Consider the following 16,618-nt stretch of genomic DNA (forward strand, 5'->3'; position numbering starts at 1 on the left):
ATCATCCTTTCATTAGTTTTATCATTATATTTCCAAACGGTAGATGATACCACTCTTGTACACTGATAATCTTCCACTTCACCATAGTATACAATACAACAGCCAATCCTATAGTCACACCCATAATAGATACACCCATAGCTGTAAGTCTTGTATTAAAAGGAACCACTAATATGCATTGAATGGCGATACTCATCACAATAAGTACTAGCAACCAGCGTCTTATAAAGGTATTTAATTTTAGTTCATATATTTTTTGTACTTTGTAATAAAGACATAGTGTATACGTTACAAGTCCAGCCACAGTAGCTATCGATGCCCCTTTGATATCGAGCTGTGGTATTAATAACAAGTTAAGCAGAAACTTTGTCAGGATTCCAGCTATGACAGCCACCAACTGAATACGAAATGCGTTATAGATTTGTAGCATAGCTGTGAACATAATAATCAGTGATACGAATATTACAGATAACATATATATAGCTAACGCTTCATATCCTGTTATCGTTTCAAACAAAAATAAATTTAGAGGACGAATTAAATTCATCAATCCCACAGCAGCTGCACTACTGAAAACGATTGTTATCTTCAAAGCACTATCCGCATAAGCTTTCATTTCGGTTAATGCATTCTTAGCTCTGCACTCCGCCAGTACTGGTATGAGCACAAGTGAAAATGACGTTGTTACTATAAGCCCCACTTGAATTAACGAACTGCCACGATCATAAACTCCTTTTAGTTCTCTTGCTTCATTTAAACTCATTATTTGTTTGAGTTGATTAATCATCGTAAAACTGTCAACCAGCTGCCATAAAATGAGTACTAGATAACTTAAGCTATAAAAAAATATTAAAGTAAGGAAATCGAGATAATAGGTTCGTCCCTCATTATCTTGATAGTTACTTTCGAGATGCATAAACCCTTTTACCTTTAAATAGATATAAGCCGCAGTTAAACCTAAAAATGATCCGAATATGCTGACGCTACCACTTTCATACACTGAAAAATCAGCTTTTACAAACAATGTAATTGCAAACAATATCGTTGTAACCCTAACAATCTGTTCAATAACCTGGCTGACAGCAATATGCTCCATTTGATGTTTTCTTTGAAGCTGTCCACGCGCTAAAGCCACAAATGGAAATGGTAGGAGTACCAATGCAGATACTTGCAGCATGCGCTTAAGCTCTATATCTCCCATAAGAAACGCAATATGTTTACTAAATACGACGATTAACCCTAAAATCAGTACACTAATTATCGTCAGTACATTTCTTAATTGTTTCATAAATAAAGTGTCATACTGCGACTGACTGACAACAGAGGGAATCGCATTTAAAGATAACACTGAGACAATTGCAATTAGCGGATACACTTGTTGATAAGCATATAACCCGGTATCTCCTAATATATTCTGGTATGGCACTCTATATATAGCACTTAATACCTTTACGAATAGCATTGTAAACGTTAAGATAATCACGCTATTAAAGACTGGCTTATTCCCCATCCATCATAATTCCTTCCTGAATTTGATAAGATAGCTGCACAAGTGCAGATAACCAATTTGATTGTTTCTTTAATATAAACGTCAGTTTATTATCTTTATATTCAATCTTCAAGTCTCTGCCAAAAGATTCCGTCGCTTTAAATAGACGTTCACCATTAACTTTAGTTGTTGTTGCTTCTGAAGCTTCCAGTTCAATCGATTTTCCCGTGTCTCTCACTTGTACAATACCAAAACTTAATGCATTTACTTTAATTTCCACAATTTTCATGAGGTGATCTACGGCTTCTGGATATTCCCCGTAACGATCGGTCATTTCGTCTTGGACATCGATCAGTTCCTGCTCTGTCGTAACACTACGTAATTTCTTATAAAATTCAATCTTTGCCTGTTCTTCTCTTATATATTCTGCCGGAATATATGCATCTATTTCTACATCAATCTCTAATTGCGGCACCGTTTCTTCCTCTTTAATCCCTCGTTTTTCATTCACTGCTTGCTGTAGCATTTCTGAATACAGGTCATATCCCACTGAATCAATGAACCCGTGCTGTTGTTTTCCTAGCAGATTCCCTGCACCACGAATATTCAGATCACGCATCGCAATTTTAAAACCTGAACCAAGTTCAGTAAACTCTTTAATTGCCTGCAATCTTTGCTCTGCAACTTCAGTGAGTACTTTATTCGGTGCATGAAGGAAATATGCATAACTAATTCTGTTACTGCGACCAACACGTCCACGCAGTTGATACAGCTGACTTAATCCAAAACGATCCGCATCTTCAATTATCAATGTATTTGCATTTGGCACATCCACCCCTGTTTCGATGATCGTAGTTGTAACAAGAATATCATATTCGCCATTAATAAATCCGAGCATCGTTTCTTCTAATTCTCTTTCTGACATTTGTCCGTGCGCTACTGCAATTCTAGCATCCGGCATCATCATCTCGAGCTGTTCTGCCTTTTGATAAATAGTAGCAACACGATTATAAAGGTAAAATACTTGTCCATTCCTAGATAATTCTCTTTCCATCGCTTCTTTTATAAAGTTATGCTGATACTCAAGTACGTAAGTCTGTACCGGGAATCTATTTTCTGGTGGCGTCTCAATAACAGATAAATCTCGTACACCAAGTAAACTCATATGCAATGTTCTCGGAATTGGTGTCGCTGTTAGAGTTAATACATCTACATTCGTCTTTAACGCTTTAATCTTTTCTTTGTGTGTAACGCCAAAACGTTGCTCTTCATCTACAATCAGCAATCCTAGGTCTTTGTATACGATATCTTTTCCGAGCAATTTATGTGTTCCGACAACGATATCTACAAATCCTGATTTGAGTCCTTTCTTCGTTTCATTAACTTCTTTCGTCGTTCTAAAACGACTCATCATCTGCACTTCTACCGGATAATCCTGCATACGCTCAATAATTGTTTCATAATGTTGCTGGGCTAAGATAGTTGTAGGTACCAAGAACGCAACTTGTTTCCCATCCATAACAGCTTTAAATGCCGCGCGGATTGCGACTTCCGTTTTACCGTATCCAACATCTCCACATAACAGACGATCCATCGGCTTACTTTTTTCCATATCACCTTTAATTTCAATAAGACTCTGCTTTTGATCATGCGTCGGTTCATACGGAAAGTCCATTTCAAAGTTTTCTTGTTCTTCAGTATCCGGACCAAACTGATACCCTTCTATGCGTTCGCGCTCTTGGTATAGCTTTAATAATTCTTCCGCAATGTCCTCAACATTCTTTTGAACACGTGCTTTCGTTTTTTTCCACTCTGTTCCGCCAAGTTTATTAAGCTTTGGATCCTTATCTTCTGAACCAACAAATTTTTGTACTTGGCTCATCTGGTCAACAGGGACAAACAGTTGATCCGTACCTTTATATTGAATCTTAATATAGTCTTTATGCAATTTATTAACAAGTAATGTCTCTACACCAAGATAACGGCCGACACCATGATGTGTATGAACAACATAATCACCTATATTTAGTTCTTGATACGATTTTATTTTCTCAGCATTTGATAATTTTTTTTGAGTACGTTTTGGTTTTTCTTTACGTAACTTAAACAGTTCTCTCTCCGTTATAACAACTAATTTCATATAAGGAAGCTCGAGCCCTTCTGAAAGATCCCCTTGTACAATTGTAGATATACCAGGTTTACTTTCATCGATATTAAATGTTACTGGAAGATTCATATCAGTGAGCATCGACTTGATCTTTTCTTTTCTTGTATCATTTGTTGCTAATACCACTATATTAAAGTCATTCTTACGATAACGATCAAACTCGGAAAACATTAAGTCATATTGTCCATAAAATTGTTGAACAGGTTTACATGAAAACTTAAAGACCTCTTCAAGCACCACAGTCATGCTTGCAGTAAATAAAGTGAAGTACGCAACTTTATATTTATTCGCCAGTGCTTCTAAGCTACCTTCTTTGATAAACGTCTGACCAATAAATCCACGACCAGATTCGATTAGTGACTCCATAAATTCGCTGTTTTCTCGAATCGACGCATCTTTAGCCTCTATCACACGATTGTATTCATCAATCACAATGATGGCATCCTCTTTAAAATAATCTGCAATTGTCGTCTCTTCATGATAGGCAAATTTAACCATGCGACGCAGTATATTATGACTAAGCAACTCCGTCATATTAAGTTTGACTGTTTCATAAGTTTCTCTTAAATCATCTCGGACATTCGTCTTAATCTTCGTACGTGTATTCTCAAATGCTTCGCTGAGATTATCTGACATCAACCTTAAATCTTCAGCAGAAAAAATAAATTCACTTGCAGTCGATAACTCCACCTTATCTATATTATGCAACGAACGCTGACTATCAATATCAAATGCACGAATCGAATCAACTTCAGTGTCAAACAGTTCGATACGCACAGGTTCTCCAATCATCGGGTAAATGTCAATTAGGCCTCCACGAACAGAAAATTCTCCTAATGTTGTTACACGTTCAGTCTTTTGATACCCCATATCAATGAGACTTTGCTGCAATTCAGATAAGTCCACATCTATGCCTAACATAATTTCCAAATGATATCTTAGAAAAGTTTCTTTTTTGCTAATTAATTTTTCAAGTCCATTTACTGGAATGAGAAATAGCCCATTTTGGCCTTTCGCTAAATGGGTAAGGGTTCTTATACGCTCTTGCATAAGGTCTGGACTCTTTGTAGAGAATTCTTCAATCATAATATCTTGTACAGGAAACTTGAAAACATCTTCTTCATCAACAAGCTGTATGAGATCTCTTTCCAACCTTTCAGCCTGATAAAGGTTGCTTGTAACAACAACCATCTGTTTTTGATGATGCATATAACTTTCAGCGAGCATCATTGCTTTTGCAGATGGATTTAAACCAGTGATCAGTATATTTTTATTACCGATTGCATTGTTATAATCTTGAAATCGCTCATCTTTATATATTAGTTTATCTATTATTTGTTTCATACATCACCATTATACTGATTCATAATATTTTCAAATCTTTCACCTGCGATGAATGCCTCTACAGCCTTAATTGTCTGGTTTATCACTTTATCCATAACAATCATTTCATCATGGGTAAATTTCTGTAAAACAAAATCAACAACCTTTAAGTGGCCCGTCGGTCTACCAATACCAATTCTAATTCTTTTAAACTGATCTGTGCCTAGATGCTGAATCAATGATCTAATACCATTATGTCCACCAGCAGATCCTTTTTGGCGTAAGCGTAGTCTACCAGGCGGCATATCTAAATCATCATATAATACAAGTAAATCTTCTGTTGAAACATTAAAATAATCCATCAACGGCCTTACTGCTTCGCCAGACGAGTTCATATATGTCATTGGTTCAATTAACAGGACTTTTTCACCATTTATCATCGCAATTGCATATAGTCCTTTAAATTTCTGTTGATTAAGCTCTAAATTATATGATTCAACCAAGCGATCAACTACCATAAAACCTATATTATGTCTTGTTAATTCATATTTCTTTCCGATATTCCCTAAACCAACAATGCATTTCATAAATTATTCCTCCGAATTAATAATACTTCCATTATAGACAAATTATAATAATAATTCATTAAAGACACAAAAAGAGATGAGACTATAAGCCTCATCTCTAAAAACTAACATATTATTCAGCTTTTTCTTTGCCTTCAGTATTTTCTTCACCTTGAGCATCCTCATCAGAAGCTTCTGCACCTTCAGCAGCTTCGCCTTCTTCTGATTCTACTTCGACTGTTGGTGGAACTACAGATACAATCGCTTCATCGTCTTCATTATTAATTGTATAAGCTTTATCTGCTTTTAAATCTCCTACCATAATTGAATCTCCGATATTTAGTTCCGTTACATCAACTTCAATCGTTTCAGGAATTTCGTCTGGTGTAGCTGTTACTGATAACTGGAACAGTGGCTGTTGAACTACGCCACCCTCTTTAACACCTTGAGCTTCACCTGTTAAGTTTACAACAACATCTACCGTTAATTCAGATTTCATATTGATTGCCAAGAAATCAATATGTGTCACCTTATTTTTAAGTGGGTCGATTTGATAATCTGAAACCATAACTTTAATAGCTTTTGATCCTACTCCTAGTTCGATAACTCCGTTACGCCCAACTTCACGAATAACTTTAACGAATTCAGGCTCATCTACTTCAACTGAAGTATTTGATGCACCGTAACCATAAACAACTGCAGGAATCTTACCTTCATTTCTGATCTTGTTTAGTTCACCTTTAGTTTGTTTACCTTTTCTAATAATTGCTTTTAATGAAGTCATAATATAATCTCCTTTTGCGCACTATTGTGCTCCTACGTTTACCCATCAGTTGTGAAAACCTGCTTGTAAAACGTTTATTTTGTTCATCGATATATTATAATTACCCATTAATTTTAATTCATAAACATAATTTTTAATTTTTACTTCGAAGAGATACAACATAAACCTTTTTACTATTATGGTTAACGGACTAAACAGCGAAATGCTCCTACCCAATTTCTTCTTGTTACTAATCAAATAAAATACTTACAGATTCTTGTTCATATACACGTACAATTGCCTGTGCTAAAAGCTCTCCTACAGATAACTGCTTGATCTTAGCTGGCTTATTCTCTTCTGGTAGTAGAATAGAATTTGTTACAACCAGCTCTTTAATAGCCGAGTCGTCGATACGTTGATATGCTGGCCCAGATAGTACAGGATGTGTACAACATGCATATACTTCTTTAGCACCTTTATCAATCAGCGCTTGAGCAGCAAGTGTAATTGTACCAGCCGTATCAATAATGTCATCAATGATGATTGCCGTCTTACCATTGATATCTCCTACGATATTCATAACTTCTGCTACATTTGGTTTTGGGCGACGTTTATCAATTATCGCAATCGGCGCTTTTAATCGATCTGCCATCTTACGTGCACGTGTCACTCCACCATGGTCAGGTGATACAACTACGATAGACTCTTTGTCAATTCCTTCTTTCGCATCAAAATAATCAGAAAGAATTGGAACACCCATGAGATGGTCGATTGGAATATTGAAGAATCCTTGAATCTGCGGTGCGTGTAAATCCAGAGCAATTACACGGTCTGCTCCTGCTTTTTCCATCATATCTGCAACAAGTTTCGCTGTAATTGGTTCTCGACTTCTTGCTTTACGGTCTTGTCTTGCATAGCCGTAGTATGGCATAACGATGTTAATAGTTTCTGCTGATGCACGCTTTAATGCATCAATCATAATTAATAGTTCCATTAAGCGTTCGTTAACAGGATTCGAAGTAGGTTGAACGATAAATACATCACACCCTCGAATACTTTCTTCAATATTAATTTGAACTTCTCCGTCACTAAAACGTTTAACACTTGATTTTCCTAATGGAATACCTACGACTTTGGCAATTTCCTCCGCTAAAGGTTTATTACCATTTAATGCAAAGATCTTTAAAGACGTATTCTTATATTCGCTGTTCATCATTTTTTAAGCCTCCGTTTTGAAATATGAATATTTATTTATCATAATAGCCATCTTTAGTTGTCTGACGCGCACGACCTAGTGCCAGACTTTTTTCAGGTACATCATCGGTAATGGTAGAACCTGCTGCGATAAAGGATGCATCGCCAATTGTAACAGGTGCAACTAAATTCGAGTTGCAACCGATAAACGCATCTTTCCCAACAATTGTTTTAAATTTATTTGTGCCATCATAATTGACAGTAATGGCTCCACATCCTATATTCGTTCTCGCACCAATTTGTGCATCTCCTATATAGCTTAAATGCGACACTTTTGCTTCATCATCCAATTTTGCCTTTTTGATCTCTACAAAATTTCCAACCTTTACATCCGCTCCTAAGAGACTTCCCGGTCTTAATTGCGCAAAGGGCCCAATAATCGTAGAGTCTCCCACTTCAGATTCAGCGATTACAGAATGCTTTATTGTTACATTATTAGCAATCTTACTATCTGTAATAGTACTACCAGAAGTAATGATTACATCATTACCAATTTGCGTACTTCCCTTCAACATTACATTCGGTTCAATAATTGTATCGCTACCGATGACTACATCCGTTTCTATGTATGTCGTTAATGGATCAATAATGGTTACACCATTCATCATATGTTGTTTGTTAATTCTTAAGCGTAGTGTTTGTTCTGCTATAGATAAATTATATCTATCATTAATCCCTAATGTTTCACTAAAATCTTCAGTGACATATGCTTCAACAAGTTCATTTCTTTCACGTAGTAATCTGATTACATCCGGAAGATAATACTCGCCCTGCGCGTTGTTGTTATCAACTTGTCCGAGCAGTTCGAATAACAATGCATTATCAAAGCAGAACGTTCCCGAACTCACTTCATTTATTAGTCGCTCTTCTATCGAAGCATCCTTCTCTTCAACAATCCGTTCTACCGCACCATGTGTATCACGAATAATTCTACCATAGCCAAATGGTGTGTTTGTCTTAGTGGAAAGAATCGTCGCTTTTGCACCTGTTAATTCATGATGTGCAATAAATCCAGCAATTGTTTCTTCAGAGATTAATGGCGTATCTCCACAAATGACAATTGTCGTACCTTGTTTACCTTCTAAATGTTCTGCAGCCATTTGAACAGCATGCGCAGTACCAAGCTGCTCACTTTGCATACTGAATAATGATTGGTCTCGTAAAGCAGCCTTTACCTCTTCGGCACCGTATCCCACAATCGTTACGATTTCAGTAACATCTGATTTCTTAATATTATCTATGACATGTTTTACCATCGGCTTACCACAGACAGGATGCAACACTTTGTGAAGTTTCGACTTCATTCTCGTCCCTTTGCCTGCAGCGAGAATAACAGCTTGTCTAGTCATCATATGTCCTCCATTTTGAGTGATATTATAATTTATGATAGAGCATCTTTTCTTAAGTACCCAGTCTATAATATTTTAACATATTTTTTATCTATTTAGGATAATTTTCGGATAGCATTGAAAGCAAATTTCAAAAGTGCAGATAATCCATTAAAAAAAAGATAGGCGTCTGCCTATCTTTTTTATGCTTTTAAATCTTCTGATAACGTCTTATCTGAATCAGACTCTTCTAATTGCGATGATACTTCACTTGTAGCACTATCAGCAACGTCTATAGCACTTGTACCAGGTTCTACCGCTTCTGTTTCATCGTAAACTTTCATAACTGCTTCTTGGATTTCTTGTCGCATTTCGCTGTTAATAGGATGTGCGATGTCACGGAATTCTCCGTCAGATGTTCGTTTGCTTGGCATTGCTACAAAAAGACCGTTATTTCCGTCAATCACTCTCAAATCATGTATTACGAACGCTTCGTCCAACGTGATAGATGCTAAAGCTTTCATTCTGCTATCCGTAACTAATTTCCTCATTCTTACATCTGTGACCTTCATTCTGAATAGCCTCCCAATATAAATGTAAGTTAATGATCGTTTAGAGTTTCAGGGCTACCGCTTCGATTTCAACCTTTACATCTCTAGGCAACCTACTCACCTCAACACAACTTCTTGCAGGTAGATGGACATTAAAATACTCACCATATACTTCATTAATCAAAGGAAAATCATTCATATCACTAATAAATATAGTAGTTTTAACTACACTATCAAGACTAGCTCCACTATCTTTTAGCACTGCTGATAAGTTGTCCAATACTTGCTTTGTTTGCTCCTGGACATCTTCGCTGACTAATTCACCTTGTAATGTCAATGGGATTTGTCCACTTGTATAAACCATATTGTTCACAACAACTGCATGACAGTATGGACCGATAGCTTCTGGTGCATTTTTAGAAAAAACATTTTTCATTATTGATTTCTCCCTACTTCAGAAAATTTGTCTAAGCAATTACCTTCTTCAACAGTAAAAGATTGATTATATTCATCTACATTAGATAATTTCACCAAAGAGGTATAGTCCTGAATTAAACGATTCTTAACTTCTTTCGATTCTACTAGTACTGTTACCCCTTTTACCGTTGCTTTAAACTCATTCATTAAATTCATGACTCCCGTGATAGAACCTCCTGCACGCATGAAATCATCAACAACCAAAACTTTCGAACCTTCGGGAAGCGTGCGCTTTGATAATACCATTGTCTCTATCTTTCTCGAAGAACCAGATACATAGTTGATAGAAACCGTAGAACCTTCCGTCACTTTATTATCTTTTCTTATTACTACCACCGGTAAGTTTAAAATGCCGGCTACTGCGTTTGCCAGTGAGATTCCTTTTGTTGCTATGGTAACTACTGCATCTATTTCTTCGTTCATATACATTGTAGCTATCAGTTTTCCCACTTGTCCAAGCAGTCTCGGATTACCAACAACATCCGACATAAATAAATAACCTCCAGGAAGCAGCCTTTCTTTCTCCTGCAACATATTACACAATGTTCTGATCAGCCCTTCGGCTTCATCATAATACATTCTATGTCTGAACGTTACTCCACCACTCGCTCCAGCGGTAGTTGTAATAATTCCAATCTCTTCTTTTTCAAAAGTATCTTTAATAATTTGTACATCCTCGCTAATTGAAGACTTGGCCTGTCCAAACTTTTCTACAAAATAGGTTAATGGTACAAGCTCATTTGGATGGCTCAGCAAATAGCTCGTCATGTAGACGATACGTTCACTTCTCTTAAACTTCATAAAATCCCTCATTTACGCATGATATATGTTTAATATATCACAAATGTTCGGTTTTCCCTACCCTAGCATTCTTACCATATATACTTCTTTACAACATCCTTTTAATGCATTGACTACACTTTTAGCCTGGCGTTCTTTTGCTGCTAATCCATATACAGTAGGTCCACTGCCGCTCATCATAGCAACATCTGCTCCAGCTTTCATCATCGTTTCCTTAAGCATTTGAATAACAGGATGCATTTCTATCGTTACAGCTTCTAACCTATTCCCTAAAGTACGTATCATCTCCAAGTAATCTCCCGCTTCAATTGCACGTCTGCATTTCTCATTTTCAATCTGTTCATGTGCTTGTGATAAATCAAGTGCACTATAAACCTCTTGCGTTGACACACTGATCTCAGGTTTTGCTAAAATTACCCAGCATGAAGGTGGCTTCGGTAAATGTTCAAGTACTTCACCACGTCCTGTACATAGTGACGTTCTTCCGTATATACAAAACGGAATGTCTGAACCAATTTCACTTGAAAGTTCTGCTAAAGTTTTAAGCGAAAGATTCAACTCAAACAGTTTGTTCATCCCTCGAAATGTCGCAGCAGCATCGCTAGAACCCCCCGCTAGACCCGCAGCTATCGGAATAGTTTTATCGAGCGTAATCGTTACTCCACATTTAATATTGTAACGCTCTATCATAAGTTCTGCAGCTTTATAAGCTAAGTTTCTATGATCATTTGGCACGTATCGATGCTCTATTTTAAGTACAATTTTTTTATCTTTTCTCTTCTCCAAAGTCAATCGATCATATAAGTCTACTGTCGTCATTATCATTTCTACTTCATGATATCCATCATCTCTTTTATATAGTGTATCTAGTGTCAAATTTATTTTAGCTGGTGCATTCTCATAAATCATATCTCGTCCTCGCTCAATTAATTAATACAGTTATTTTATCACAATTCGATTTCTAAATTGTAGATTGATAAAGAAAATAAAAAATAAAGCATATTCTCTACGTAGAGAATATGCTTTACTAATTATTGTACAAGAAATTCTTCTTGTTGATCATTTACAAATGTTACTTGCACGTTTTCTGTTAAAACGTCAGTGTATGTATAAGACACACGCTCAAAATTATGTTGCTCCTGGTCTAGTTCAACCACGAAAACTGATGGATAAGTTTCTTTAAGCACACCACGACGCTCAATTAACTTTTTACGTCCTCCATTAGCTCTTAATACAATTCGATTACCCAACTGACAGTCAAGAATTTTTTTGATGTCTACTAATGTTTTTGGCATAATGACCCAACTCGCTATGCCCTTCATTTTAGCACCATAACGATAAATAGTCAATAAAATTTTTAATTTTAACAATTTTATTTTCTGTTGTCAATGTTTTAAATCACCAACTCTGGATACTTTTTCATATTATTTGAAAGTTGTGCATAATCATTTAAATTAAGGCTCTCACCACGTCGTGAAGGTGCTACGCCACTTGCCTCAAGCCATTCAATAATACGTGATTTGTGCTCCTTACTATCTTGTATCAAGCTCATATAGTTATTTAAGATCGTTTTCCTACGCTGGACGAAAGCACCTCTAGTTAACTTAAAGAACAAATTTTCATCTTCAACATCTACACGAGGACGCTCTAATGTTGTCAGCTTGACTACGAGCGAATCTACATTCGGCGGTGGCATAAAGACACCTTTAGGAACAACCATAATACGTTTCACATCAGTATAGTACTGCACTGCAATGGATAATGAACCATATGCTTTTGTTGAAGGGACTGCAGACAAACGCTCTCCTACTTCTTTTTGCATCATCACCACATAACTGTTAATATTTAAGTTCTTTTCCAGTAAACCCATTAATATCGGCGTTGTAATATAATAAGGCAAATTGGCTACAACGAAAATTTCATCGCAATGATGTAGATACGTTTCTATGGCAGAAGCTACATCGGCTTTTAATATATCCTCATTGATCACCGTTACATTATCGTAAGGACTTAATGTTTCTCCTAGTATCGGTATAAGTCGCTGGTCTATTTCAAATGCTAAAACTTGTTTCGCATGTTTTGCTAACTGCTCAGTTAAACTCCCCATTCCAGGACCAATTTCAATGACACCTGATGTCTTATCTATACCAGCAGCCTCAATTATATTTCTGATGACATTAGTATCTACAAGAAAATTCTGGCCAAGACTTTTCTTAAACTTAAACCCATATTGATCTAATAACTGTTTCGTTCTTGTTGGTGTTGCAATATCGTTATATTCCATTATTCCTCTCCTTTATCATATAGTGCTTGCTTTATATCCTGCTCAGTTATACCGAAAGCATTGAGTCTATGAAATAACTGCTTCCCATTGCAATAACCGATTCTTAAGTACTTGCATAGTTGCTTCCTTTTTTCTTTGGCATATGGACCAATAATTAAACCGTTATCTACCAAAAATGCTTTACTCACCGTCTCAGAAGTATAATCAAACGGTGTTGATACATGCATCAATGCATCTTGAATTGCTTCAACTGGTGCATGTTCGATACCAATCTTACCACGTTTACTTACAGCAATATCAGCATCAATAAATGCATGCTTTACTGCAGGTACATGACTTTCAATCGTTTTCCTGATTTTATTTCCTGGGTAATCGGGATCTGTAAGTACAATGACACCTCTCACTTCGGCTGCATGTCTAATCGCTTCAATCGTCTCTTCATTAATAGCAGAACCATTTGTTTCAAGCGTATCACATTCTACTGCAAGCTTTACACGTGTCGTGTCATCTTTACCTTCAACAACAATAATTTCATTAATTTTCATAATATCTATCCTTTACATTTATACAACTAATCATTATACGGTATATATATATAAAAGACCACGTCAGTAACACGTGGCCTTTTTCGCTGAAATTAATTTAATCTGTTTTTTTCACCTTAAATAATCGTTCAGCATTCGCCGTCGTTTGTAGTGCCACCTCTTCTAAGGTGATACCACGTAGTTCTGCAATCTCCTCTGCTACCAATTTTACGTGCATCGGCTCGTTACGCTTTCCACGATAAGGATGGGGTGTTAAATACGGGGCATCCGTTTCAACAAGAAGTTTATCGAGCGGTACATGCTTCGCAACTTCTTTAGGCTGTTTGGCATTTTTAAACGTCACAGGTCCCCCTAAAGAAATAACAAAGTTTAACTTCAATACTTCATCACAAGTCTCTGGACTGCCACTGAAGCTATGCATTACGCCGCCAACTTCTTGTGCATTTTCTGATTTCAATATTTCAATTACATCATGAGTTGCTTCACGATTATGAATAACAATTGGAAGTTTCACTTCTTTTGCAAGTTGAATTTGTCGCTTAAACACTTCTTTTTGTATATCTTTTGGAGACTTATCCCAGTGATAATCAAGACCCATTTCACCAATCGCAACAATCTTAGGATGTTTTGAAAGTTCTTTTATCCATTCGTAATACTCGTCAGTAAAATCGATGGCATCGACTGGATGCCACCCAATAACACCGTATATGAAATCATAATCCTCTATTAATTTCATCGTACGTTTAATCGTTTTTTCATCAAATCCAACGACGATCATGCGATCTATTCCATTTTCACGTGCTCTATCAATAACTTCCTGTAAATCTTCATCATATTGATCTGCGTTCAAATGCACATGTGTATCGATTAACACAAAATCACTCCTATTTATTTAACGATAGAACCATTTTCAATTGTACTTGGTAAGCTTACAAGTGTTAATTGTCCATCTTTCTCAGCAGAAAGAATCATACCTTCTGATTTCTCACCACGTAGTTCTACCGGTTTTAGATTTGTAACGACTACTACTTTTTTGCCAATGATATCCTCTGGTTTATAGAATTCTGCAATTCCTGATACAATTTGGCGTTTTTCATTACCTAAGTCTACTCGAATTTTTAGCAGTTTCTTAGCTTTCTTCACGTAATCTGCATCAATAATTGTTGCCGCCTTTAATTCTACTTTATCAAATACATCAATTGTGATTTCAATTTTACCTTCAGCTTCAACTTTCTCAGATGCAGGTGGCTGCATTGTACCTTTGATAAATTCTACTTCTGCTTCTATATCTAATCTCGGAAAGATTGGTGTCGCTTTTTCCACTACTTTAAGTTCCGCTATTTGGCCATAAGTAATTAAACTATCAAATCCATAAAGTGCATTGTCTTTTAAGTTCAACTGTTCAAAGATTTTATATGGTGCTTCTGTTAAGAATGGACGCAATAATACCGCTGCAAATCGAATATTCTCAACAAGATGATACATTACACTCTCTAACAGTTCTTTTTGGGACGCATCTTTGATAAGAATCCACGGCGTTGTTTCATCAATGTACTTATTAGTACGTGAAATCAATTTCCATACTTCTTGTAAAGCAACTGAATACTGCATACTTTCCATCGCGTTATCATAAGCTTTCTTAGTTGCTACTGCTAAATCTTCAATTTCTGCATCAACTGCATGCATTTGCCCTTTGTAACCGGTAAGGTTACCGTCAAAATATTTGTTAATCATGGCAATCGTACGGTTTACAAGATTACCGAGATCGTTGGCTAAATCAAAGTTTGTACGTTCTACGAAAGCCTCCGGAGTAAATACCCCATCCGACCCAAATGGCAGCTCTCTCATTAAATAATAACGAACTGCGTCGAGACCATAACGATCGATTAATATATGAGGATCAACGACATTTCCTTTAGATTTACTCATCTTGCCATCCTTCATAAGAATCCATCCATGAGCGAATATTTTCTTAGGAAGAGGTAAGTCTAACGCCATTAATAACGCTGGCCATATAATGGTATGGAAACGCACAATTTCTTTTGCCATAATATGTACATCAGCCGGCCAGTACTTATTAAATTCTGTTTCATCTTCAGATAGATATCCAAGTGCAGAGATATAATTCGTTAATGCATCTATCCAGACGTAAACAACATGCTTCGGATTAGATGGTACTTTGATTCCCCAATCAAATGAAGTTCGCGATACTGCCAAATCTTCAAGACCAGGTTTAATGAAATTATTTAGCATTTCATTTTTACGTGAAACAGGCAGGATAAATTCTGGATGTGCATCATAGTATTCAATTAAACGATCTGTATACTTGCTCAACTTAAAGAAATAACTTTCCTCCTTTACAAGTTGCACCGGATGCCCAGAATCCGGACTCTTACCCCCAACAATTTTTTCTCCTTCATAAATAGGGTCCACAAGTTGCGTTTCAGTATAGAATGTCTCATCAGGTACAGAGTACCAACCTTCATAGTCGCCTAGATAAATATCCCCTTGTTCCAGTAATCTCTCAAATATTTTTTCTACCACAACTTTATGTCTATCTTCTGTCGTTCTAATGAAGTCATCATTAGAGATATCTAATTTTTTCCATAGTGCTTGAATATCTGCGATGATTTCATCTAAATATTCAATCTCAGATTTACCAGCAGCTTGAGCTTTTTCTTGAATCTTTTGACCATGTTCATCTGTACCCGTCAAGTATTTGACATCATAACCTTGCATTCTTTTATAGCGTGCAATTGCATCTCCAGCTACCGTTGAATATGCATGACCTATATGAAGTTTCCCACTTGGATAATAAATAGGGGTCGTAACGTAAAATGTATTATTCGTCATATGAAATCCTCCTCATCTTTACTTATTAAATATACATAAAATAAAGGGTTTTTTCAATATTACTAATACTTACAATTCGACATGTTTTAAAAAACAATACAAATTATAAATGTTGAATGATATTAATAATAATTAACAAGCATTACTATTTTATTACAAATTATATATATAACTTGATTTCATTGACTTTGTAAAAAAACGGTAGTAAACTCTAATT

At 36.1% G+C, this 16,618-nt stretch carries 15 protein-coding genes; all 15 read right to left on the minus strand.

What is annotated here, in order from left to right:
- Nucleotide 1: 1 nt before the first annotated feature.
- The 15 genes from CD152_RS02820 to metG all read right to left on the minus strand — a co-directional run bounded on the left by CD152_RS02820 (nucleotide 2) and on the right by metG (nucleotide 16,401).
- Nucleotides 2–1,510, minus strand: coding sequence for a polysaccharide biosynthesis protein (locus CD152_RS02820; protein WP_103214362.1), 1,509 nt, complete (start codon nucleotides 1,508–1,510; stop codon nucleotides 2–4).
- Nucleotides 1,500–5,000, minus strand: coding sequence for a transcription-repair coupling factor (gene mfd / locus CD152_RS02825; RefSeq protein ID WP_015912408.1), 3,501 nt, complete (start codon nucleotides 4,998–5,000; stop codon nucleotides 1,500–1,502). Before mfd ends, CD152_RS02820 begins: the two co-directional genes overlap by 11 nt.
- Nucleotides 4,997–5,566 carry an aminoacyl-tRNA hydrolase gene (gene pth / locus CD152_RS02830; RefSeq protein ID WP_101141282.1) on the minus strand — a complete coding sequence of 190 codons (570 nt, stop codon included), beginning with the start codon at nucleotides 5,564–5,566 and terminating at the stop codon, nucleotides 4,997–4,999. Before pth ends, mfd begins: the two co-directional genes overlap by 4 nt.
- Before the next feature lie 112 nt (nucleotides 5,567–5,678).
- The gene (locus CD152_RS02835; RefSeq protein WP_101141283.1) at nucleotides 5,679–6,329 is read right to left on the minus strand and encodes a 50S ribosomal protein L25/general stress protein Ctc; all 651 of its coding nucleotides are present in this window, start codon (nucleotides 6,327–6,329) and stop codon (nucleotides 5,679–5,681) included.
- Between the two features lie 229 nt (nucleotides 6,330–6,558).
- Nucleotides 6,559–7,524 (minus strand): ribose-phosphate diphosphokinase, encoded by a 966-nt coding sequence (locus tag CD152_RS02840; RefSeq protein WP_015912411.1) that lies wholly within the window; start codon nucleotides 7,522–7,524, stop codon nucleotides 6,559–6,561.
- A 31-nt stretch (nucleotides 7,525–7,555) separates the two neighbouring features.
- Nucleotides 7,556–8,911: a bifunctional UDP-N-acetylglucosamine diphosphorylase/glucosamine-1-phosphate N-acetyltransferase GlmU gene (glmU, locus tag CD152_RS02845; RefSeq protein ID WP_269669197.1), complete on the minus strand. Its 1,356-nt coding sequence runs from the start codon at nucleotides 8,909–8,911 to the stop codon at nucleotides 7,556–7,558.
- 182 nt (nucleotides 8,912–9,093) lie between these two features.
- Nucleotides 9,094–9,462, minus strand: coding sequence for a septation regulator SpoVG (gene spoVG, locus CD152_RS02850; RefSeq protein WP_101141286.1), 369 nt, complete (start codon nucleotides 9,460–9,462; stop codon nucleotides 9,094–9,096).
- 40 nt (nucleotides 9,463–9,502) lie between these two features.
- Nucleotides 9,503–9,877 (minus strand): RidA family protein, encoded by a 375-nt coding sequence (locus CD152_RS02855; RefSeq protein ID WP_015912414.1) that lies wholly within the window; start codon nucleotides 9,875–9,877, stop codon nucleotides 9,503–9,505.
- Entirely contained in the window at nucleotides 9,877–10,719 is an 843-nt protein-coding gene (gene purR / locus CD152_RS02860) for a pur operon repressor (RefSeq protein ID WP_099482729.1), read from the minus strand. The genes CD152_RS02855 and purR overlap by 1 nt, the downstream gene beginning before the upstream one ends.
- A 57-nt stretch (nucleotides 10,720–10,776) precedes the next feature.
- Nucleotides 10,777–11,628, minus strand: a complete 852-nt coding sequence (ispE, locus tag CD152_RS02865; RefSeq protein ID WP_101141289.1) for a 4-(cytidine 5'-diphospho)-2-C-methyl-D-erythritol kinase — start codon at nucleotides 11,626–11,628, stop codon at nucleotides 10,777–10,779.
- A 122-nt stretch (nucleotides 11,629–11,750) separates the two neighbouring features.
- Entirely contained in the window at nucleotides 11,751–12,014 is a 264-nt protein-coding gene (veg, locus tag CD152_RS02870) for a biofilm formation stimulator Veg (RefSeq protein ID WP_041636232.1), read from the minus strand.
- 98 nt (nucleotides 12,015–12,112) lie between these two features.
- Nucleotides 12,113–13,003, minus strand: coding sequence for a 16S rRNA (adenine(1518)-N(6)/adenine(1519)-N(6))-dimethyltransferase RsmA (gene rsmA, locus CD152_RS02875; RefSeq protein WP_101141291.1), 891 nt, complete (start codon nucleotides 13,001–13,003; stop codon nucleotides 12,113–12,115).
- Nucleotides 13,003–13,548 (minus strand): ribonuclease M5, encoded by a 546-nt coding sequence (gene rnmV, locus CD152_RS02880; protein ID WP_101141293.1) that lies wholly within the window; start codon nucleotides 13,546–13,548, stop codon nucleotides 13,003–13,005. Before rnmV ends, rsmA begins: the two co-directional genes overlap by 1 nt.
- 97 nt (nucleotides 13,549–13,645) lie before the next feature.
- Nucleotides 13,646–14,422 (minus strand): TatD family hydrolase, encoded by a 777-nt coding sequence (locus CD152_RS02885; protein ID WP_015912420.1) that lies wholly within the window; start codon nucleotides 14,420–14,422, stop codon nucleotides 13,646–13,648.
- 14 nt (nucleotides 14,423–14,436) lie between these two features.
- Nucleotides 14,437–16,401, minus strand: a complete 1,965-nt coding sequence (gene metG, locus CD152_RS02890; RefSeq protein WP_103214363.1) for a methionine--tRNA ligase — start codon at nucleotides 16,399–16,401, stop codon at nucleotides 14,437–14,439.
- Between the last annotated feature and the right edge of the window lie 217 nt (nucleotides 16,402–16,618).

Source organism: Macrococcoides caseolyticum (assembly GCF_002902665.1).
GTDB lineage: Bacteria > Bacillota > Bacilli > Staphylococcales > Staphylococcaceae > Macrococcoides > Macrococcoides caseolyticum.

Bases quoted from the DNA above. Each gene is read 5' to 3' on its own strand.
- CD152_RS02820 (WP_103214362.1), bottom strand. From the start codon at position 1,510: ATGGGGAATAAGCCAGTCTTTAATAGCGTGATTATCTTAACGTTTACA.
- mfd (WP_015912408.1), bottom strand. From the start codon at position 5,000: ATGAAACAAATAATAGATAAACTAATATATAAAGATGAGCGATTTCAA.
- pth (WP_101141282.1), bottom strand. From the start codon at position 5,566: ATGAAATGCATTGTTGGTTTAGGGAATATCGGAAAGAAATATGAATTA.
- CD152_RS02835 (WP_101141283.1), bottom strand. From the start codon at position 6,329: ATGACTTCATTAAAAGCAATTATTAGAAAAGGTAAACAAACTAAAGGT.
- CD152_RS02840 (WP_015912411.1), bottom strand. From the start codon at position 7,524: ATGATGAACAGCGAATATAAGAATACGTCTTTAAAGATCTTTGCATTA.
- glmU (WP_269669197.1), bottom strand. From the start codon at position 8,911: ATGACTAGACAAGCTGTTATTCTCGCTGCAGGCAAAGGGACGAGAATG.
- spoVG (WP_101141286.1), bottom strand. From the start codon at position 9,462: ATGAAGGTCACAGATGTAAGAATGAGGAAATTAGTTACGGATAGCAGA.
- CD152_RS02855 (WP_015912414.1), bottom strand. From the start codon at position 9,877: ATGAAAAATGTTTTTTCTAAAAATGCACCAGAAGCTATCGGTCCATAC.
- purR (WP_099482729.1), bottom strand. From the start codon at position 10,719: ATGAAGTTTAAGAGAAGTGAACGTATCGTCTACATGACGAGCTATTTG.
- ispE (WP_101141289.1), bottom strand. From the start codon at position 11,628: ATGATTTATGAGAATGCACCAGCTAAAATAAATTTGACACTAGATACA.
- veg (WP_041636232.1), bottom strand. From the start codon at position 12,014: ATGCCAAAAACATTAGTAGACATCAAAAAAATTCTTGACTGTCAGTTG.
- rsmA (WP_101141291.1), bottom strand. From the start codon at position 13,003: ATGGAATATAACGATATTGCAACACCAACAAGAACGAAACAGTTATTA.
- rnmV (WP_101141293.1), bottom strand. From the start codon at position 13,548: ATGAAAATTAATGAAATTATTGTTGTTGAAGGTAAAGATGACACGACA.
- metG (WP_103214363.1), bottom strand. From the start codon at position 16,401: ATGACGAATAATACATTTTACGTTACGACCCCTATTTATTATCCAAGT.